Genomic DNA, 16,987 nt, shown 5'->3' on the forward strand with positions numbered 1-16,987 from the left:
CTCCTTGTCGGTTAGTCCTTGTCCTCGGTGTCCTGCTCTCTGGCGCACCAGCCACAGATGAAAGGCTGGCCGAGGTGCGCCTCGCGCTGCCGTGGGTCGAGGACCCAGGCCCGCGACTGCCACGGCGGCTGATGGCGCAGATGCTGAGTGTGCCCGCAGGAAAGCAGGGCCACCCAGTGGCCGTCCTCGTCCTGGCGGAAACCCAGCAACCGCGAGCCCCGTCCGTCAATCGGCGGGTCGCCATCGGCCGGTTTGGCAGTTAGACTTGCCACCTTTCCACTCTTATCCAAAAGGTCTCGCACCATGCTGATCGCCGCCAACAAGGCAGTCTCCATCGACTATACCCTGACCAACGACGCCGGTGAGGTGATCGACAGCTCCCGTGGCGGCGCGCCGCTGGTCTACCTGCATGGTGCGGGCAACATCATCATCGGCCTGGAGCGTGCCCTCGAAGGCAAGCAGGCCGGCGACGAAGTGAAAGTGGCCATCGAGCCCGAAGACGCCTACGGCGAATACAGCGCCGAGCTGGTCGCCACCCTGAGCCGCGCCATGTTCGAAGGCGTGGACGAACTGGAGGTCGGCATGCAGTTCCACGCCTCCGCTCCGGACGGCGGCATGCAGATCGTCACCATCCGCGACATCGACGGCGACGATGTCACCGTCGACGGCAACCACCCGCTGGCCGGCCAGCGCCTGAACTTCGAAGTGAAGGTGGTCAACGTGCGTGAAGCCAACGCCGAAGAGATCGCCCACGGTCACATCCACGGCGAAGGTGGTCACCACCACTGAGTGATGACAGGCGATCTGCGGCGCGCGACGACGCGGATCGGCTGCTAAGCTCAAGCTCACCGGAAAGGCGCCCTCGGGCGCCTTTTTCGTCTCTCGTGCAAACCCGCGTCGATCCAGGAGTCTGTGAGATGAGTGCCTTCCACGACCTCAAGCTGCGTGCCCTCGACGGCCAGGAACTGCCGCTTGCTCCCTACAAGGGGAAGGTGGTGCTGGTGGTCAACGTTGCTTCTCGCTGTGGCCTGACGCCGCAGTACGCCGGGCTGGAGAAACTGCACCAGCAGTTCCAGGACCGGGGCTTCAGCGTACTGGGTGTCCCCTGTAACCAGTTCGCCGCCCAGGAGCCGGGCAGCGAGGAGGAGATCCGTGAGTTCTGCACCCTGAACTACGGCGTGACCTTCCCGCTTGGCAGCAAGATGGACGTCAACGGCGCCAACCGTCACCCGCTCTACCGCCTGCTGGCTGGCGAGGGGGCCGAGTTCCCCGGCGACATCACCTGGAACTTCGAGAAGTTCCTGGTGGGCAAGGACGGCCGCGTGCTCGCCCGCTTCTCGCCCCGCACCCCCCCCGAAGACCCCGCCCTGGTGGCGGCTATCGAGAAAGCGCTGGGCTGACGCTTCTTGCCCCTCTTCTTATGGCAGCACCCCGGGTGGATGGCGCTCCTCCCATCCACCAAACGAGGTGGCTGGGGAGTCCAGTGGAGCAGTTCTGCTGACCGGATGGCGACTGAAGTCGCTCAAGGGTTACTCCGGCGCAGGCCATTACCGCGGGGTAAGCTGCGCGGGCTTTCTGGCCCGAGATCACCCTGATCAATAGTGCTGTGCCGAGCGAGACGACCGGTCATATGCTCGCCGCCATGAACAGCACCCGACTCGACAAGCGTGACCTCATCCTCGCCAAGGGCACCCAGGTGATGACCCGTGCCGGCTACCACGGCACCGGCGTGCAGGAGATCGTCCAGGCCGCCGGCATCCCCAAGGGCTCGTTCTACCACTACTTTGCCAGCAAGGAAGACTTCGCCCTCCAGGCCCTGGACTACCTGTACCAGCCGCGTCTCGAGCGCTATGCACAGGCGCTGTCCGACTCGGCGAAAAGCCCGTGCCAGCGGGTGCTCGACTACTACGGTGAGCTGGTCAGCCACTTCACCCGCCACGAGAGGCTGGAGTACCACTGCTTCATTGGCAGCCTTAGCTTCGAGATGGCCGAACTGTCGCCGGCCATCGGCGCCCAGGTGGACGCCATCCTGCAGCGCTCGGCGGACATCCTCCAGGCTTGCCTGGAAGAGGCCCAGCGTGCCGGCGAACTCCCGGCCGATGAAGACTGCGCCAACCTCGCCGGCTTCATCGCCAACGCCTGGCAGGGCGTGCTGACCCGCCTCAAGGTCGGTGCCGGCGCCCGGCCCCTGCTCGATTTCATGACCCGCCTGCAGCGCCTGCTGCGGGTGTGACCCCCTAAAGCCTTCAAACGAGACGACCGGTCACTTGGCCGGAATCAGGAGACCCCGATGACCGCATCCGTAGACGCCCTGTTCGCCCCCTTTCGCCTCGGCGCCCTGGAGCTGCCGACCCGCGTGGTGATGGCGCCCATGACCCGCTCTTTCTCCCCGGGCGGCGTGCCCACCGAGCAGGTGGTCGAGTACTACCGCCGCCGTGCCGCGGCTGGTGTCGGCCTGATCGTCACCGAAGGCACCACCATCGGCCACCAGGCCGCCAACGGTTACCCCCACGTCCCGCGCTTCTACGGCGAGGACGCCTTGGCCGGCTGGAAGCAGGTGGTCGATGCCGTGCACGCCGAAGGCGGCAAGATAGTCCCGCAGCTGTGGCATGTCGGTAACGTCCGTCGCCTGGGCACCGAGCCGGACGCCAGCGTCCCCGGCTACGGCCCCAGCGAGAAGCTCAAGGACGGCCAGGTGGTGGTCCACGGCATGACCCAGCAGGACATCGACGAGGTCGTCGCCGCCTACGCCCAGGCCGCCCGTGACGCCAAGGCCATCGGCATGGACGGCGTCGAGCTGCACGGCGCCCACGGTTACCTGATCGACCAGTTCTTCTGGGACGGCACCAACCCGCGCACCGACGGCTACGGCGGCAGCCTGGCCAACCGCTTGCGCTTCGCCATCGAGGTGATCAAGGCCGTGCGCGAAGCCGTCGGCCCTGACTACCCGATCATCTTCCGCTTCTCCCAGTGGAAGCAGCAGGACTACACCGCCCGCCTGGTGCAGACCCCCGAAGAGCTGGAAGGCTTCCTCAAGCCGCTGTCCGAGGCCGGTGTGGACATCTTCCACTGCTCCACCCGCCGCTTCTGGGAGCCGGAGTTCGACGGCTCCGACCTCAACCTGGCCGGCTGGACCCGCAAGCTCACCGGCAAGCCCACCATCACCGTCGGCAGCGTCGGCCTGGATGGCGAGTTCCTGCAGTTCATGGTCAAGACCGACAAGGTCGCCCAGCCGGCCAACATCGAAGGCCTGCTGGAGCGCCTGAACAAGCAGGAGTTCGACCTGGTGGCCGTGGGCCGCGCCCTGCTGGTGGACCCGGACTGGGCGACCAAGGTCCGCGAAGGCCGCATGCAGGACATCCTGCCGTTCAGCCGCGACGCCCTGACCAGCCTGGTCTGAGCACGACCCCCGGTGCGCCGGCCTGGCCGGCGCACCCATTTCCAGCCCCGTCTCGTGCGGGGCTTTTTTGTGGCTACGGTTTTTGCAACTCGCCGGCGCCGAACGCTCTGAGGCAGCAAGTCATGAGCGCACTCGGTGGTCGTGCTTGCCAAGAGGGTGAGGCAGGGAAACTGCCCCTTCAGGAGGCCGAGCGCAGTCGTTGCGCAGGGGGACGAGCGGCATGGATGCCGCGAGAGGCGCGTCAGGCCATGGATGGCCCATCGCGCCGGCCCCCGTAGCAGCGACGGAGCGAGGGAAGTCCCGCGCAGCGGGACCCGGATGGCGGGGCGAGCCTTTTTGGTTTCTTTTTTGGCGATTGAAAAAAGAAACTCGCCTGGGAAGGCGAAACAAAGAACATCCGCAGAACTCGATAATCAGCTTTGTCCCTCAACTAGTGGGCTAGGGCACGGCCTTCGACACGCCACCCTCACCACAAACCCTCAATCGGTTGGGCTGACTTGCCCCGGACGAAGGCGCATGGTCCGGGCACCACAACAAGCGGCCGGTCCACCGGCCCTAGGAGTCGTCCCATGCGCACCGGATTGGTGGTGGATGCTACCTGCGATCTGCCTCAGGCCTTCATTGCGGAGCGGGGCATCCGCGTTCTGCCCATCCGTATCCGCCTCGGCCAGGACACCCTGGTGGACCGCCGCATTCCCGAGGTCACCGGGCGTTTCTACGTGGACCAGTTGCCCCGGGTTGGCCCCGGCGATGGCAGCGAGCCGCTGAGCGCTGCGGAAACCCAGGCCTGGTTCCTGGAGGAGCTGGTGACCCAGTACGACCACGTCATCTGCCTGACCCTTTCCGCCCAGCGCAGCGCCATCTTCGAGCACGCCACCCAGGCTTCCTTCGGCCTGCTGCAGTGCTACCGCGAGCGGCGCAGTGCGGCCGGGCTGGCCACGCCGTTCGCCATGCGGGTGATCGACGGTCGCACGCTGTTTGCCGGCAGCGCGGTGCTGGCCGCCGAGGCCGTGCGGCTGATTGCCGGGGGCGGCCACCCCAGTGCCGTGCGGGCCCGGCTGGAGCAACTGGCCGAGTCGGTGTGTACCTTCCTCATCGCCGATGACCTCGGCCACCTGCGCAAGCGTGGCTTCCAGAAGGGCGAGCGCAGCGGGTTGCTGGACCGTATGCGTGGCGCGGCCCTGGGGATCGGTTCGTTGCTGGACGTGAAACCGGTGATCAGCGTGCAGCAGGGCGAGGACAAGCCCGTGACCCTGGCGCCCAGCTTCGAGCGGGCGGCGGAGAAACTGTTCGCCCACGCCTGCGCACGGGTGATGGCAGGCGACCTGTTGGCGCCGCAGCTGTGCATCAGCTATGCCGGGGAACTGTCCCTGGTGCGTGACCTGGCGGGCTTTGCCGAGCTGGAGGCGGCCTGCCTCGCGCGGGATGTGGTGCTGCAGGTGGCGATGCTCAGCCCCACCGGCGCCATCAACCTCGGGCGTGGTGCCCTTAGCCTGGCCTTCGCCGCCCCGGCCCGGCCGTTCGGCTGATGCCTCAGGGCGAGGGCGGCTGCAGGCGAGCTTCGGCGGGCAGGGCCGTCTCGGCGGGGCCCACGCTGCGCAGGTGCTGCTCGAACTGCTGGACGATGCTGTCCCAGCCCTGGCGGCCGGCGTGCTGGCGGGCGTTGAGGCGCACCCGGCGCAGGGTCTCGTCGTCTTCCAGCAACCAGCAGGCGGCATCGCTGAAGGTAACCGGCTCGTCGGGCACCGCCAGGGCGCCGTTGTGCCCATGGCGGATGTGCTGGGCGGCGGCAGCCTGGTCGAAGGCCACCACCGCCAGGCCCGAGGCCAGCGCCTCCAGCACCACGTTGCCGAAGGTCTCGGACTGGCTGGGGAAGAGGAACAGGTCGGCGCTGGCGTAATGGCGGGCCAGTTCCTCGCCGCGCTGGACGCCGCAGAACAACGCCTCCGGCAGCTCGGTCTGCAAGGCAGCGCGCGACGGGCCGTCACCCACCACGATGAGCTTCAGGCGGCGCTGGGGATGGGCCTTGCACAGGGCCTGGAAGGTGGGCGCCAGCAGCCGCAGGTTCTTCTCCGGGGCCAGGCGGCCGACATGCAGCACGGCGATGTCGTCCGGCTCCAGCCCCCAGGCTTCCCGCAGGCCCTGGCAGCGTCGGGCCGGGGTGAACAACTGGCCGTCGACACCGCGTGCCAGCAGCGCCAAGCGCTCGAAGCCGCGACGGCGCAGCTCTTCGCTCTGGCTGGCGCTGGGCACCAGGGTCAGTTGCGAGGTGTTGTGGAACCAGCGCAGGTAGTTGGTCAGCAGGCGCGTCAGCACGCCCATACCGTAGTGGCCGGTGTACTGCTGGAAGTTGGTATGGAAGCCGCTGATCACCGGCACTCCCAGGCGCCGAGCCGCACGCAGGGCGGACAGGCCGAGGGGGCCTTCGGTGGCGATGTAGAGCACGTCCGGGCGGCGTTGCTTCCAGCGTGTCAGCAGCTTGTGCAGGCTCGACTGGCCCCATTGCAGCCCGGGGTAGCCGGGCAGTGGCCAGCCGCGCACCAGCAGCAGCTCGTCACTGCTCTTCACGCCCTGGTCCACGGCCTGGCGGGGTCGCACCAACTGCAACTGGTGCCCGCGTGCGCGCAGGCCCTCGCACAGTCGCGACAGGGTGTTGGCGACGCCGTTGATTTCCGGCAGATAGGTTTCGCTGACAAGGGCGATTCGAAGGGCAGGCAGGCTCATGGCTTCAGTGTCGACGCCCGCCGTTTAGCCTGTGTGAATTTTATGTGACCGACCGGTGACGGCAGGTGAGGGCGGCGCGGGCCCGGCCCGCGCCGGTGCATCAGCGGGGCAGGGCCTTGTCGCCGCCTTCACGCACCCAGAACAGGGTGGCGCCGGCAACGGCGGCGGGCATCATCACGATGTTGACGAAGGGGATCAGCAGCGCCAGGTACACCGAGCCGCCGAAGCCCAGGCTCTGCCAGCGCTTCTCGCGCAGCCAGGCGAGCATCTCGTTCCAGCCCAGCTTGTGGTTGTCCGCCGGATAGTCGATGTACTGCACGGCCATCATCCAGATGCCGAAGACGAACCACAGCGGCGTGCTCACCAGGTTCACCACGGGGATGAAGCTGAGAATCAGCAGGCCCGCCGCGCGCGGCAGGAAGTAGCCCAGTTTGCGCAGTTCGCGGCCGATGGTGCGCGGCACCATGGCCACCAGTTCGGCCCAACTGAAGGGCGGGAAGTCGTCCTGGCCGCGTACCACCACTTCCACCTTCTCGGCGAGGAAGCCGTTGAAGGGCGCAGCGATGATGTTGGCGATCATGGTGAAGCTGAAGAACACCAGCAGCACCACCAGCACCACGAACAGCGGCCAGATCAGGTATTCGAGGAAGCTCGCCCAGTCGGGCAGGCTGGGCATGAAGGCATCGACCCAGCCACCGAATTCGCGCATGGCGAAGCCGATCAGGGCGATGAACAGCACGAGGTTCAGGGTCAGCGGCAGCAGCACGAACAGGCGCAGGCCGGGACGGAGGATCAGTTTCAGGCCTTCGCCGAGGTATTGCGGGCCGGACAGGGCAGGGGCGGTCATCGGGCGCTCCATGAGAGGGGACTGGCGGACCTTACCGACTTTGCCGTGGCGGTAAAAGCGCTGGCGTCACACGCCCACCCGGCGATAGGGGCGCCCTATCGAGGGGATAAGCAATGCACATTTCCGTGGCCGGGGGCGGCGTCGGTAGCCTTGCCAGCATTTTCGGGGGCTCGCCGGCTCCCGCTGGTTCGTGAGGCCGCTGCATTCCCTTAGCCTTCCCCTAGTGCTCGCAGCGGCCTCTTTTTATTACCTGAGGTGTCCGCCATGTCCGTCACTCGCCACGCCCGCGTCATCATCCTCGGCTCCGGTCCCGCCGGTTACAGCGCGGCCGTCTATGCCGCCCGCGCCAACCTCAAACCTCTGCTGATCACTGGCCTGCAGGCGGGCGGGCAACTGACCACCACCACCGAGGTGGACAACTGGCCGGGCGATGCCCACGGGCTCACCGGGCCGGCGCTGATGCAGCGCATGCAGGCCCACGCCGAGCGCTTCGAGACGGAGATCGTCTTCGACCACATCAATGCCGTGGACCTGGCCGGCGAGCCCTTCACCCTGGTGGGGGACAGCGGCACCTACAGTTGCAACGCGCTGATCATCGCCACTGGCGCCAGCGCCCGTTACCTCGGGCTGCCCTCCGAGGAGCGCTTCATGGGCAAGGGCGTATCCGCCTGCGCCACCTGTGACGGCTTCTTCTACCGCAACCGCGAGGTGGCGGTGGTGGGCGGCGGTAACACGGCCGTGGAAGAGGCGCTGTACCTGGCCAACATCGCCAGTAAGGTGACCCTGGTGCACCGCCGCGAGACCTTCCGCGCCGAGAAGATCCTGCAGGACAAGCTCCGCGCACGCATCGCCGAAGGACGCATTGTGCTCAAGCTCAATGCCGAGGTGGACGAGGTGCTGGGCGACGAGATGGGCGTGACCGGCGTGCGCCTGCGCGGCCGCGACGGGCAGATGGACGAGCTGAAGGTGGACGGCCTGTTCGTCGCCATCGGCCACACGCCGAACACCTCGCTGTTCGAGGGCCAACTGGCCCTGCGCGACGGCTACGTGGTGGTCAACGGTGGGCGCGATGGCAATGCCACTGCCACCAGCGTGGCCGGGGTTTTTGCCGCCGGTGACGTGGCCGACTCGGTGTACCGCCAGGCCATCACCTCCGCCGGCGCCGGCTGCATGGCGGCGCTGGACGTGGAGCGCTACCTCGACGCGCTTTGAGGGGGCGTCAGACCCAGGTGTTGATGGGCAGTTCGGTCAGGCGCAGGGTGCGGGCATCCAGGCGCAGGAACTGCCCTTCGAGGCGGGTGGCCAGGCCCCGGTCGTCGAGGGTCAGTTCGCCGCCCGCGTCGCCTTCCTGCTCCCAGTGGTACCGGCTCAACTGCGCGTCGCGCTTCACGCAGCGGTAGCGCTGTGGGCGCGCCTGCACCGTCAGGGTGGGCAGGTCGATGTGCGCCACCCGATGGGTGTGCTCTTCCCAGGTCTCCAGCGGCTTGCCCAGCAGGATCGGGCTGTGGGTGAAGGGGCTGGCGCCCAGCATCACCTGGTCGCAGTGCTCCAGTTCCGGGCAGGGCTGCCCGTCCAGGCTCCAGCGGCCGTCGTCGTCACGCTGCAGGCGCAGGCTGCGGGGGCCGTGGTCGTCGACCTTCAGCCAGAGTTGGCGGAAGCGCCATTCAGGGTCGTAGTCGAGCACATAGGTGGCGGCGAAGCTGCTGCCGCCGCGGCTCTGCATGAGGTGGCTGCTGACGTGGACGCCATCGGCGGCACGGTGCAGGCGCAGGTGCTCCACGCCAGGGTGGGACCAGGGTTTCCAAACGAGGGTCTGTTGCATCCATGCGACTCCGAAACTGCACGGGAAGGGGGAACGCTCAACGGGTGTTGGGCGTAGGACACCTTCCCTGGTGTTCCCGTTACGTCGCGTAGGATACGTTGTTCCTTTCGTGACGTCTGTCAGCGTTCTCTGACAGATGAGCCGCGCGTTGAGCGCCGCCCCGAGGCGCCTCAGGCTTTGCGTTTGAGCGGTTCGCCGTCGAATCGAACGCCGTCCAGGCCGCTCTTCATCAGGGCGCGGATGTTGCCGTGATCGCTGCCCTCGGGGGTGGCCAGCACGGCGCGGTAGTGCTCGCCGAAGGCCAGCAGAGCCTCATCGCGGCTCAGGCTTTCCAGCAGGGCCAGGCCCAGGGTCTTGCAGGAGCCTTCGTTCTGTCCGGCGGCGTTCTCCACGCCGCCGTTGACGAAGGCGCAGGGCTGGTAGTCGTAGCCGGCGGCGATGAAGGCCAGGGTGTCGGCGAAGAGGTGCTCGCCACTGGCCAGGCGGCTACGGAATGCATTCAGGTCGTTCATGCTTTGTTCGCTTTGTCGAAGGCCGCTTGCTGCTCGGCGCTGGCTTCTTTCTGGTACTTGGCCTTCCAGTCGGCATAGGGCATGCCGTAGATCTCTTCGCGGGCCTGCTCGGGGCTGACTTCGACGCCGAGGTCGTCAGCGGCAGCCTTGTACCACTTGGACAGGCAGTTGCGGCAGAAGCCGGCGAGGTTCATCAGGTCGATGTTCTGCACGTCGGTGCGGCTGCGCAGGTGCTGGACCAGCCGACGGAAGGCGGCGGCTTCGAGTTCGAGGCGCTGTTGCTCGTTCATCGGAGGACTCCTTGGGATCGGTGAGGAGGGCGCGGCGATGATAAGAGCCGCTCCCGGGGACGGCAATGCCCGGCGCGGGGCCGGGCAGCGGGGATCAGCGATGGCCGGCGAGGGTGATCGACACCGACTCGGCGAAACGCAGGGCGTGGGGCTTGTCCACTTCCACTTCGGCGTAGCGCACCCGCGGGTTGGTCATCACCAGGTCGAGGATCTCCTGGGTCAGGCGCTCCAGCAGGGCGAAGCGGTTCTCTTCGACGTGCTGGATGATGGCCTTGGTGATGGTGCGGTAGTTCAACGCATGGTCGATGTCGTTGAAGTCCACCGCGTCGGCGGCCGGGTAGAGGATGGTGAGGTTGATCAGCACATCCTGCTTGTTGAGGATTTCCTCCTCCTTGATCCCGATGTAGGTACGCAGGCGCAGGTCCTTCACGCGGATCCGCGCCATTCCTGGCTCCAGTCTCGGCATGCTCAGCTCCGTCCGATGAGTTTGAGGAATTCCTGGCGGGTGCTCGGCGATTCGCGGAAGGCCCCGAGCATGACCGAGGTGGTCATCACCGAGTTCTGCTTCTCCACGCCGCGCATCATCATGCACATGTGCTTGGCCTCGATCACCACGGCGACGCCGGCGGCGCCGGTGACGCGCTGGATGGCCTCGGCGATCTGCCGGGTGAGGTTCTCCTGGATCTGCAGGCGGCGGGCGAACATGTCGACGATGCGCGCCACCTTGGACAGGCCGAGCACCTTGCCGGTGGGAATGTACGCCACGTGCGCCTTGCCGATGAAGGGCAGCAGGTGGTGCTCGCAGAGGGAGTAGAGCTCGATGTCCTTCACGGTCACCATCTCGTCGTTGTCGGACGAGAACAGCGCGCCGTTGACCACTTCCTCCAGGCTCTGCTCGTAGCCACGGCACAGGTAGCGCATCGCCTTGGCAGCCCGCTTGGGCGTATCCAGCAGGCCTTCGCGCTCGGGGTTTTCACCCACGCCCATGAGGATTTCCCGGTAGTGGGAGGACAGGTCGTCATTCATCTTGGCAGTCCGTACGGCCGGTTCACTTCAGGTGGCGGCCGCCATTGAGGGTTAGCGTCGTTCCGGTGACGTAGGGGTTGTCCAGCAGGTAGCGCAGGCCCTGGTACACGACTTCCGGCCCGGGCTCGATGCCGAGGGCAGATTTGGCCAGGGTCTTGGTCCTGTAGGTGGCGTCGTCACCGGTGTTGAACATCACCAGCGCCGGCGCGATGCCATTGACCTTGATGGCCGGGGCATAGCGCGCAGCAAAGGAGAGGGTGAGGTTGTCCAGCCCGGCCTTGCTGGCGCAGTAGGCGATGCGCTTCTCGCTGCCCTTGCGCGCCACGTCGTCGCTGATGTGGACGATGTCGGCCGGACCGCCGTGGCGCAGCAGCGCCTCGGCATGCAGGTTGATCAGGTAGGGCGCCAGCATGTGCACGCTGAACATCCGCTGGAAGGCCTCGGCCTCGTGGCCGGGGGCTTCGGTGAGCCAGTCGGAGGCGTTGTGCACGATGGCCCGCAGGCTCGGCGTAGCGGCCTTGAGCTGCTCGATGAAGGTGAGGATGCCGGCCTCGTCCGAGAAGTCCGCCGCGATCACGCAGGCGCCACGCTCACGCAGCCGGTGCACGCCGTCGCGCTCGGTGCGGTAGCTGATGATCACCGGCTGGCCGTCGTCCAGCAGGCGTTCGGCACAATGCAGGCCCACGCGCTGGCTGGCACCGGTGATCAGGATGGGGGCGGCCGAAGGGCTCATGGGGGCCTCGTGGCAGGACGTTGCCCCGGGCTGGGGCGGAATGGTGAAAACTTATACCAGAAGCCTGGGTTTGTACAATTCTTGGCGCTGAAGAAATCCGAATTCCGACCGTGAATTCAGCCAAGTCCTTGATTCGTGTGGGGTTATAGAAAAAGAGAGGGTGCCGTAAGGTTGTACAGATTTTGCCTCTGTACAACCTTTGTGACGTTATCGGGAGGGGGCCGTGAAGCCGGGGCGGCGGGTGCGGGAAGCCGGTGTGTTCAGCCAGGGGGCCAGCAGGCGGGTGGATAACGGGATGAACCAGTAGGTCATCAGCGGCGTCAGAACCAGCGTGCTGATAAAGACGCGCACCAGCAGGTCGAGTCCACCGAGCCAGGGGCCGAACAGCAGGTTGAAACCCAGCGAAACCGGGAAGAAGGCCAGCCAGATGGCGATGCTCTGCTTCCAGCGAGGCGGCCGGCGGTCAGCATTGCCGAACCAGGCATCCAGGCCCAGCGCGCGGTGCTCATGAGGGCGGTCGAAGAGGCCGGCACCACGTTCCAGCCAGGCACGGCGCGAGGCGGAATGCTCCCAGGCGGCCAGGGTGGGCTCGTCGGCGAAACGGAAGATCATCTGGAATTCGTCGTCGTTGGGCGGCGGGGCCAGGACGCCCGAGCCGAGGTAGCCGGGGAAGTCGGCGGCCAGTTGCTCGCCTTCGCGCAGCCAGGCCATGAAATCGTCGTAGCGCTCGCGGGTGACCCGGCGCGCCACCATGAGGGTGACGGGATCGGCAGACATCGTGTATCTCCAGTTGCGGGCGCTGCCCAGGGTGGGGGCAGCGCGGGAAGCGGCCCGGGGTGGTGGGCCTGCTCCTTTCAGAGGCAAGGATTATTCCTGTTTCGGCTGAATACGCCAGTGCCGCGTGCCGGGGGCCGCCGGATGGCAAGCGGACAGTGAAAGTCGGCTCGGTGCGCGCCAATGGCGCATGCCGCACCGCATCCGGGCACTGAGCAAGGAGCCGGGCCTGGGTTAAACTCTGCGCTTTCAAGCCCAGACCTTTTGCCATGACCGATAACGCAGCCATCGCCATGCAGCAGGAAGAACTCTTCCCGATCCGCGAAGTCTCCCGCCTCACCGGCGTCAACCCGGTCACCCTGCGCGCCTGGGAGCGTCGCTACGGGCTGATCCAGCCGACCCGTACCGACAGCGGCCACCGCCTCTATTCCTATGCCGACGTTGAGGCCGTGCGCAGCATCCTGGCCTGGATCGACCGCGGCGTGCCGGTCAGCAAGGTCGGGCAGATCCTCGCCCGCAGCGCCTCCACCCGGGCCCCCGCCCCGGTGCAGCCGGCCGCCGCCATGGCGGAGTGGGGCGAGTGGCAGGCGCAGTTGCGCCGGGCGCTGTCGGCCTTCGACGGCCCGGCCCTGGAGCGGCTCTATGGCCAGGTGTTCTCCACCTACCCGCTCACCGTGGTGTTCCAGGACGTGCTGATGCCGCTCTGGCGCGACCTGCTGCTGCGCCAGGATGAATACGGCGTGGCCAGCGAATGGGCCTTCTTCGACGCCTTCCTGCGCGGGCGCGTGTTGCAGCGCCTGCAGTTGTCACCGGGGGATGGGGAAGATTGCGTGGTGGTCGCCCCGCTGCAGGGCGAGTGCCGTGAGCTGGAGCTGCTGGTAGCGGCCTTGCTGCTCAGCCATGGCGACTGTGCAATCCGTGTGCTGGGGCTGGATCAGCCGTTCCAGGAGCTGCCGCTGGTGTGCGAGAAGATCGCGCCCCAGGCGCTGGTGGTGTTCTCCAACCACCCGCCGGCGGACGACCTGGCGGCGCGCCTCGGGCGCCTGGCGCTCTCGGTGGAGTGCCCGCTGGCCCTGGCCGGCGAAGCCGCCGACCTGATCGGCAGCGCCCTGGAACGTAGCCCGGTGGCGACTCTGGGCAGCGAGGGTCGCACCATGCAACTGCGTCTGCGCCGCCTGCTGGACGGCCATCTGGACACCTGACAGAACCTGGAAGAACCCGCTGCGCCGCCGCAGCGGCCTCGCCTGCCTTGACGCCTCAGCCCTCCAGTTCCGCGATGCGGGCCTTCAGGGCCGCCACCTCCGCCTCGAGTTCACGCACGCGCTGGCGTGCCTCGACCTCGGGGCTCACGTCCTTCTGGATGCCGATGTAGTACGTCAGTTGATCCGCCTCGTTGTGCACCGGGGTGATGGACAGCTCGTTCCAGAACACGCTGCCGTCCTTGCGGTAGTTGCGCAGGATCTGCCGGCTCGGCTCGCCCTTCTTGATCGCCTGGCGGATCGCCGCGAGGCCGAGCTGGTCACGGTCGCCTGCCTGCAGGAAGCGGCAATCGCGGTAGAGGATGTCGTCCTGGCTGTAGCCGGTCAGCCGTTCGAACGCCGGGTTCGCATAGATGAGGATGTTGTCGTCGCCTTCCTGTTCGGCGACGACGATGCCGTCGTTGGAGGCTTCGACCACCAGCTGGAGCAGTTTGGCGTTGATCATGACGAGTTCCTGGTTCGAGGTGCAGGGATTCTAAAACATCGGGGGCGGACTGCCAGTTGCGGCATAATGCGATTCATTTCGCGCTAACAGGAGAAGTCATGAAAGTCGCCATCCTATCCGGCTCGGTCTACGGCACCGCCGAAGAAGTCGCCCGCCACGCCGAGCGGCTGCTCAAGGCCGCCGGCCACGAGGCCTGGCACAAGGCCGGGATGACCCTCGACGAACTCAAGGCCTTCGGCCCCGAAGCGTTCCTCAGTGTGACCTCCACCACCGGCATGGGCGAGCTGCCCGACAACCTGCTGCCCCTCTACCACGTCCTGCGTGACCAGCTTCCCGACTGGCGCGGCCGTCCCGCCGCCGTGCTGGCCCTCGGCGACTCCAGCTACGACCAGTTCTGCTGCGGCGGCGAGATGATGCGTGAACTGCACGCCGAACTGGGCCTGCGCGAGGTGCAGGAGATGCTGCGCCTGGACGCCAGCGAAACCGTCACCCCGGAAGTGGACGCCGAGCCCTGGATCGCCCGCTTCGCCGCTGCACTCAGCGCCTGATGCACCCGCGCGCGGCGTACCTCATCGAAGCCCTGCAACTGGCCCCGCACCCCGAGGGCGGCTTCTACCGCCGGGCGTTCGAGGCCGAGGGCAGCCTGGCAGATGGTCGTTCGATGTCCTCGTCGATCTTCTTCCTCCTGCCCGCCGGTGGCATCAGCCGCTGGCACCGGGTGGATGCCGACGAGACCTGGCACTTCTACGAAGGCGACCCGCTGGAGCTGCTGATCGCCGACGACCCCCAGGCCCTGCGCCGCGAGCGCCTCGGGCCGGTGGGCGAGGGCAGCCTGCCGCAGCGCACCGTGCGCGCCCATGCCTGGCAGGCGGCACGCGCCCTCGGGGCCTACACCCTGGTGGGCTGCAACGTCGCCCCGGCCTTCGAGTTCGATGGCTTTCGCCTGCTCGCCGACGACCTCGACGCCCAGCGCCAGTGGCCGCTGCTGGATCGGCAATTCCTCTAGCCTGCTGCGTCGCCTGATGCCGTCAGCGGCGAATATTCCTTCAACAGATCCAGCCAGGCCTGCGCCGCCCGTGACAGGTAGGCGCCCTGGCGCCAGACGAAGGCAATGTCCCAGCGCAGGTCCGGCTCCACCAGCGGCACCCGGCGCAGGCCCGGTCGTTCCAGCGTGCGGGCGACGATGCGCGGCAGCAGCACCACGCCCTGGCCGGCGGCCACCAGCGCCGCGAGGAAGTCCGCCTGCCCGCTGCGCCCCACCTCCCGTGGGGTGAAGCCGGCCTGGCGACACGCCAGCAGCAGGCGGTCGTTGAGGGTGAAACTCTGCTGGTAGAGCAGGAAGGGCGCGTCTCTCAACTGCGCCAGGGCGATGCCGTCACACCCCGCCAGCGCATGGGCTTCAGGCAGCAGCACGTCCAGCGGCTCGTTGCAGAACGGCTGGAAGGCCAGCGCCGGATCGTTGGGCGTGAGGCTGCCGCCTATGTCCAGCTCACCGCGCAGCAGCGCCTCCTCCATCAGCTTGCTGCCGCCCTCAAACAGCCGCACCACGATGTTCGGGTAGCGCTGCCGGTACGCGGCGAACAGCTCGGCGAACATCACCTCGCCCCCCAGCAGCGGCAGGCCCAGGCGCAGCTCGCCCCGGGCCAACTGGCTGAGGTCGTCCAGCTCGCTGTAGAGGTCCTGGCGCAGGCGCAGCAACACGTCCGCCCGGCGCAGCACCAGGGTGCCGGCGTCGGTCAAGCGCAGGTGCGGACCGTTGCGCTCCAGCAACAGCACCCCCAGGCGCTGCTCCAACTGGGCCACCTGCTTGCTGATGGTGGACTGGGTGGCGTGCAGGGTCTTGGCCGCCTGGGTGAAGCCGCCCTGGCGGACCACTTCGACAAAACTGCGCAACTGGTGAAATTCCATCGCTATTCCAATCTCGAATGGGAGCAAGTCGAACAATTCGCTTTTGGGATGATAGGCCCGGCCCTAAGCTGCACGCCATCACAGGAGTGCATCCCATGTCCCGCGCCCGCCTCAGCCATTTGTCCCGCCTCGTCCTGCAACTCGTCGTGCTCATCGCCCTCTACCTGCTGGGTGGCCAGATCGCCGCCTGGCTGGCCTGGCCGATTCCCGGCGGGGTGATCGGCCTCGGCCTGCTGCTGGCCGCCTTCGCCAGTGGCTGGGTGCAGCCCGCAGCGTTGCAACTGGGTGCCGGGCTGCTGATGGCGGAGATGCTGCTGTTCTTCATCCCGGCGCTGATGAGCCTGCTGGACTACGGCGCGCTGCTGCGCAGCGAGGGCTGGCGCATCCTGCTGGTGATCGGCGTCAGCACGTTGCTGGTGATGCTCGCCACCGCCCTGACCGTGGAACTGGTGTGCCGCTGGAGTGAACGCCATGAGCACTGATCCGATGGCCTGGTTCTGGCTCGCCCTGACCCTCGGCGGCTACCTGCTCAGCCGCTGGCTGTACCGACGCAGCGGGCGCTACCTGCTGTCGCCGCTGATCCTGGTGCCGGCGCTGCTGCTGGCGGTGGCCGTGCCGTTGCACACCGCCTATGCCGAGTACGCCGGGCTCACCCACTGGCTGATGCTGCTGCTCGGCCCGGCCACGGTGGCCTTCGCTGTGCCCATCTGGCAGCAGCGCGCCCTGCTGGCCCGGCATTGGCCGGCGCTCTCGCTGGGCATGCTGATGGGCAGCAGCGTGGCCATCGCCAGCTCCTGGTGGCTGGCCCAGGCCCTGGCCCTGGAGGCGCCGGTGAGCCGCTCGCTGGTGCCGCGTTCGATCACCACGCCCTTCGCCATGCCCCTGGCCCAGGGCCTGGGCGGCGTACCGGAGCTGACGGCGGTGTTCGTGATGATCACCGGCGTGTTCGGCGCCCTCGCCGGCAGCCTGCTGATCCGCTTCCTGCCGCTGCGCAGCAGCCTCGCCCGGGGCGCCCTGTTCGGCGTCGGAGCCCACGGCGCCGGGGTCAGCCGGGCCCAGGAAGTGGGGCGCGAAGAGGGCACCGTCGCCGGCCTGGTGATGGTCCTGATGGGGCTGCTCAACCTGTTCGCCGCACCCCTGCTGACCCACCTGCTGTGACTCCCTCGGTCATCAGGATGGCTGCCAAGGCGACTCGCGGGGTGGCCCGGCCTCGCTAGACTCCGGTCACCCACAACAACAACGAGGTG

23 protein-coding genes are annotated in these 16,987 nt (G+C 67.4%); 11 read left to right on the forward strand and 12 right to left on the reverse strand.

Annotation, left to right across the window (positions count from 1 at the left end; all coding sequences use genetic code 11):
* Positions 1 to 11: 11 nt before the first annotated feature.
* Positions 12 to 335, reverse strand: coding sequence for a DUF3565 domain-containing protein (locus A9G05_RS18050; protein ID WP_083265505.1), 324 nt, complete (start codon positions 333 to 335; stop codon positions 12 to 14).
* Between A9G05_RS18050 and A9G05_RS18055 the strand changes: the two genes are divergently transcribed.
* From A9G05_RS18055 to A9G05_RS18075, 5 genes are all read left to right on the forward strand, one after another.
* On the forward strand, positions 304 to 789 hold the full coding sequence (locus tag A9G05_RS18055; protein ID WP_044411461.1) for a peptidylprolyl isomerase: 486 nt from the start codon (positions 304 to 306) through the stop codon (positions 787 to 789). The two genes, A9G05_RS18050 and A9G05_RS18055, sit on opposite strands and share 32 nt — an antisense overlap.
* Before the next feature lie 128 nt (positions 790 to 917).
* Positions 918 to 1,400 carry a glutathione peroxidase gene (locus A9G05_RS18060; RefSeq protein WP_069562288.1) on the forward strand — a complete coding sequence of 161 codons (483 nt, stop codon included), beginning with the start codon at positions 918 to 920 and terminating at the stop codon, positions 1,398 to 1,400.
* Between the two features lie 242 nt (positions 1,401 to 1,642).
* Positions 1,643 to 2,233, forward strand: a complete 591-nt coding sequence (locus A9G05_RS18065; RefSeq protein WP_170832266.1) for a TetR/AcrR family transcriptional regulator — start codon at positions 1,643 to 1,645, stop codon at positions 2,231 to 2,233.
* Positions 2,234 to 2,290: 57 nt separating this feature from the next.
* Entirely contained in the window at positions 2,291 to 3,400 is a 1,110-nt protein-coding gene (locus A9G05_RS18070; RefSeq protein ID WP_069562290.1) for an NADH:flavin oxidoreductase, read from the forward strand.
* A 569-nt stretch (positions 3,401 to 3,969) separates the two neighbouring features.
* Positions 3,970 to 4,929, forward strand: coding sequence for a DegV family protein (locus tag A9G05_RS18075; RefSeq protein WP_069562291.1), 960 nt, complete (start codon positions 3,970 to 3,972; stop codon positions 4,927 to 4,929).
* 4 nt (positions 4,930 to 4,933) lie between these two features.
* Here the strand turns inward: A9G05_RS18075 and A9G05_RS18080 are convergent, their stop codons facing one another.
* Positions 4,934 to 6,124 (reverse strand): glycosyltransferase family 1 protein, encoded by a 1,191-nt coding sequence (locus A9G05_RS18080; protein WP_069562292.1) that lies wholly within the window; start codon positions 6,122 to 6,124, stop codon positions 4,934 to 4,936.
* A gap of 100 nt (positions 6,125 to 6,224) precedes the next feature.
* Positions 6,225 to 6,971: a sulfate transporter CysZ gene (gene cysZ, locus A9G05_RS18085; RefSeq protein ID WP_069562293.1), complete on the reverse strand. Its 747-nt coding sequence runs from the start codon at positions 6,969 to 6,971 to the stop codon at positions 6,225 to 6,227.
* Between the two features lie 264 nt (positions 6,972 to 7,235).
* Between cysZ and trxB the strand changes: the two genes are divergently transcribed.
* Positions 7,236 to 8,183: a thioredoxin-disulfide reductase gene (gene trxB / locus A9G05_RS18090; RefSeq protein WP_069562294.1), complete on the forward strand. Its 948-nt coding sequence runs from the start codon at positions 7,236 to 7,238 to the stop codon at positions 8,181 to 8,183.
* 7 nt (positions 8,184 to 8,190) lie between these two features.
* Here the strand turns inward: trxB and A9G05_RS18095 are convergent, their stop codons facing one another.
* The 7 genes from A9G05_RS18095 to A9G05_RS18125 form a co-directional block, all read right to left on the reverse strand.
* Positions 8,191 to 8,793 (reverse strand): putative glycolipid-binding domain-containing protein, encoded by a 603-nt coding sequence (locus A9G05_RS18095; RefSeq protein WP_069562295.1) that lies wholly within the window; start codon positions 8,791 to 8,793, stop codon positions 8,191 to 8,193.
* 170 nt (positions 8,794 to 8,963) lie between these two features.
* Positions 8,964 to 9,305, reverse strand: coding sequence for a HopJ type III effector protein (locus A9G05_RS18100; protein WP_069562296.1), 342 nt, complete (start codon positions 9,303 to 9,305; stop codon positions 8,964 to 8,966).
* On the reverse strand, positions 9,302 to 9,595 hold the full coding sequence (locus A9G05_RS18105) for a DUF1244 domain-containing protein (RefSeq protein ID WP_069562297.1): 294 nt from the start codon (positions 9,593 to 9,595) through the stop codon (positions 9,302 to 9,304). Before A9G05_RS18105 ends, A9G05_RS18100 begins: the two co-directional genes overlap by 4 nt.
* A 94-nt stretch (positions 9,596 to 9,689) precedes the next feature.
* Complete coding sequence (gene folX, locus A9G05_RS18110; protein WP_069562298.1) at positions 9,690 to 10,061, reverse strand: dihydroneopterin triphosphate 2'-epimerase; 372 nt, start codon at positions 10,059 to 10,061, stop codon at positions 9,690 to 9,692.
* Between the two features lie 2 nt (positions 10,062 to 10,063).
* The gene (gene folE, locus A9G05_RS18115) at positions 10,064 to 10,621 is read right to left on the reverse strand and encodes a GTP cyclohydrolase I FolE (RefSeq protein WP_044411428.1); all 558 of its coding nucleotides are present in this window, start codon (positions 10,619 to 10,621) and stop codon (positions 10,064 to 10,066) included.
* A gap of 22 nt (positions 10,622 to 10,643) precedes the next feature.
* Positions 10,644 to 11,354, reverse strand: a complete 711-nt coding sequence (folM, locus tag A9G05_RS18120) for a dihydromonapterin reductase (protein WP_069562299.1) — start codon at positions 11,352 to 11,354, stop codon at positions 10,644 to 10,646.
* Positions 11,355 to 11,561: 207 nt separating this feature from the next.
* On the reverse strand, positions 11,562 to 12,131 hold the full coding sequence (locus A9G05_RS18125) for an antibiotic biosynthesis monooxygenase (RefSeq protein WP_069562300.1): 570 nt from the start codon (positions 12,129 to 12,131) through the stop codon (positions 11,562 to 11,564).
* Between the two features lie 266 nt (positions 12,132 to 12,397).
* Here A9G05_RS18125 and A9G05_RS18130 point away from each other — a divergent pair, with 266 nt between their 5' ends.
* A complete protein-coding gene (locus tag A9G05_RS18130; protein WP_069562301.1) occupies positions 12,398 to 13,330 on the forward strand; it encodes a MerR family transcriptional regulator in 933 nt (310 codons plus the stop codon).
* A gap of 55 nt (positions 13,331 to 13,385) precedes the next feature.
* Here A9G05_RS18130 and A9G05_RS18135 read toward each other — a convergent pair whose 3' ends face one another.
* The gene (locus A9G05_RS18135; protein WP_069562302.1) at positions 13,386 to 13,832 is read right to left on the reverse strand and encodes a PAS domain S-box protein; all 447 of its coding nucleotides are present in this window, start codon (positions 13,830 to 13,832) and stop codon (positions 13,386 to 13,388) included.
* Between the two features lie 98 nt (positions 13,833 to 13,930).
* On the opposite strand from A9G05_RS18135, the gene A9G05_RS18140 reads away from it, so the two are divergent.
* Both A9G05_RS18140 and A9G05_RS18145 read left to right on the forward strand, forming a co-directional pair.
* Positions 13,931 to 14,380 (forward strand): flavodoxin, encoded by a 450-nt coding sequence (locus A9G05_RS18140; RefSeq protein WP_069562303.1) that lies wholly within the window; start codon positions 13,931 to 13,933, stop codon positions 14,378 to 14,380.
* Positions 14,380 to 14,838, forward strand: a complete 459-nt coding sequence (locus A9G05_RS18145; protein WP_069562304.1) for a cupin domain-containing protein — start codon at positions 14,380 to 14,382, stop codon at positions 14,836 to 14,838. The genes A9G05_RS18140 and A9G05_RS18145 overlap by 1 nt, the downstream gene beginning before the upstream one ends.
* Here A9G05_RS18145 and A9G05_RS18150 read toward each other — a convergent pair.
* On the reverse strand, positions 14,835 to 15,740 hold the full coding sequence (locus A9G05_RS18150; RefSeq protein WP_069562305.1) for a LysR family transcriptional regulator: 906 nt from the start codon (positions 15,738 to 15,740) through the stop codon (positions 14,835 to 14,837). The genes A9G05_RS18145 and A9G05_RS18150 overlap by 4 nt on opposite strands.
* A 95-nt stretch (positions 15,741 to 15,835) precedes the next feature.
* Between A9G05_RS18150 and A9G05_RS18155 the strand changes: the two genes are divergently transcribed.
* Both A9G05_RS18155 and A9G05_RS18160 read left to right on the forward strand, forming a co-directional pair.
* A complete protein-coding gene (locus A9G05_RS18155; RefSeq protein WP_069562306.1) occupies positions 15,836 to 16,222 on the forward strand; it encodes a CidA/LrgA family protein in 387 nt (128 codons plus the stop codon).
* Positions 16,212 to 16,898, forward strand: a complete 687-nt coding sequence (locus tag A9G05_RS18160; RefSeq protein ID WP_044411400.1) for an LrgB family protein — start codon at positions 16,212 to 16,214, stop codon at positions 16,896 to 16,898. The genes A9G05_RS18155 and A9G05_RS18160 overlap by 11 nt, the downstream gene beginning before the upstream one ends.
* Positions 16,899 to 16,987: the final 89 nt, after the last annotated feature.

The organism is Pseudomonas sp. ENNP23 (assembly GCF_001728945.1).
GTDB lineage: Bacteria > Pseudomonadota > Gammaproteobacteria > Pseudomonadales > Pseudomonadaceae > Metapseudomonas > Metapseudomonas otitidis.

Excerpts from the sequence above, each read along its gene's own strand:
- A9G05_RS18140 (WP_069562303.1), top strand. The coding sequence starts at position 13,931 with ATGAAAGTCGCCATCCTATCCGGCTCGGTCTACGGCACCGCCGAAGAA.
- A9G05_RS18145 (WP_069562304.1), top strand. The coding sequence starts at position 14,380 with ATGCACCCGCGCGCGGCGTACCTCATCGAAGCCCTGCAACTGGCCCCG.
- A9G05_RS18075 (WP_069562291.1), top strand. The coding sequence starts at position 3,970 with ATGCGCACCGGATTGGTGGTGGATGCTACCTGCGATCTGCCTCAGGCC.
- A9G05_RS18060 (WP_069562288.1), top strand. The coding sequence starts at position 918 with ATGAGTGCCTTCCACGACCTCAAGCTGCGTGCCCTCGACGGCCAGGAA.
- A9G05_RS18065 (WP_170832266.1), top strand. The coding sequence starts at position 1,643 with ATGAACAGCACCCGACTCGACAAGCGTGACCTCATCCTCGCCAAGGGC.
- cysZ (WP_069562293.1), bottom strand. The coding sequence starts at position 6,971 with ATGACCGCCCCTGCCCTGTCCGGCCCGCAATACCTCGGCGAAGGCCTG.
- A9G05_RS18130 (WP_069562301.1), top strand. The coding sequence starts at position 12,398 with ATGACCGATAACGCAGCCATCGCCATGCAGCAGGAAGAACTCTTCCCG.
- A9G05_RS18080 (WP_069562292.1), bottom strand. The coding sequence starts at position 6,124 with ATGAGCCTGCCTGCCCTTCGAATCGCCCTTGTCAGCGAAACCTATCTG.
- A9G05_RS18095 (WP_069562295.1), bottom strand. The coding sequence starts at position 8,793 with ATGCAACAGACCCTCGTTTGGAAACCCTGGTCCCACCCTGGCGTGGAG.
- trxB (WP_069562294.1), top strand. The coding sequence starts at position 7,236 with ATGTCCGTCACTCGCCACGCCCGCGTCATCATCCTCGGCTCCGGTCCC.
- A9G05_RS18150 (WP_069562305.1), bottom strand. The coding sequence starts at position 15,740 with ATGGAATTTCACCAGTTGCGCAGTTTTGTCGAAGTGGTCCGCCAGGGC.
- A9G05_RS18160 (WP_044411400.1), top strand. The coding sequence starts at position 16,212 with ATGAGCACTGATCCGATGGCCTGGTTCTGGCTCGCCCTGACCCTCGGC.
- folM (WP_069562299.1), bottom strand. The coding sequence starts at position 11,354 with ATGAGCCCTTCGGCCGCCCCCATCCTGATCACCGGTGCCAGCCAGCGC.
- A9G05_RS18100 (WP_069562296.1), bottom strand. The coding sequence starts at position 9,305 with ATGAACGACCTGAATGCATTCCGTAGCCGCCTGGCCAGTGGCGAGCAC.
- folX (WP_069562298.1), bottom strand. The coding sequence starts at position 10,061 with ATGCCGAGACTGGAGCCAGGAATGGCGCGGATCCGCGTGAAGGACCTG.
- folE (WP_044411428.1), bottom strand. The coding sequence starts at position 10,621 with ATGAATGACGACCTGTCCTCCCACTACCGGGAAATCCTCATGGGCGTG.
- A9G05_RS18050 (WP_083265505.1), bottom strand. The coding sequence starts at position 335 with ATGGAGACTGCCTTGTTGGCGGCGATCAGCATGGTGCGAGACCTTTTG.
- A9G05_RS18125 (WP_069562300.1), bottom strand. The coding sequence starts at position 12,131 with ATGTCTGCCGATCCCGTCACCCTCATGGTGGCGCGCCGGGTCACCCGC.
- A9G05_RS18105 (WP_069562297.1), bottom strand. The coding sequence starts at position 9,595 with ATGAACGAGCAACAGCGCCTCGAACTCGAAGCCGCCGCCTTCCGTCGG.
- A9G05_RS18070 (WP_069562290.1), top strand. The coding sequence starts at position 2,291 with ATGACCGCATCCGTAGACGCCCTGTTCGCCCCCTTTCGCCTCGGCGCC.
- A9G05_RS18155 (WP_069562306.1), top strand. The coding sequence starts at position 15,836 with ATGTCCCGCGCCCGCCTCAGCCATTTGTCCCGCCTCGTCCTGCAACTC.
- A9G05_RS18135 (WP_069562302.1), bottom strand. The coding sequence starts at position 13,832 with ATGATCAACGCCAAACTGCTCCAGCTGGTGGTCGAAGCCTCCAACGAC.
- A9G05_RS18055 (WP_044411461.1), top strand. The coding sequence starts at position 304 with ATGCTGATCGCCGCCAACAAGGCAGTCTCCATCGACTATACCCTGACC.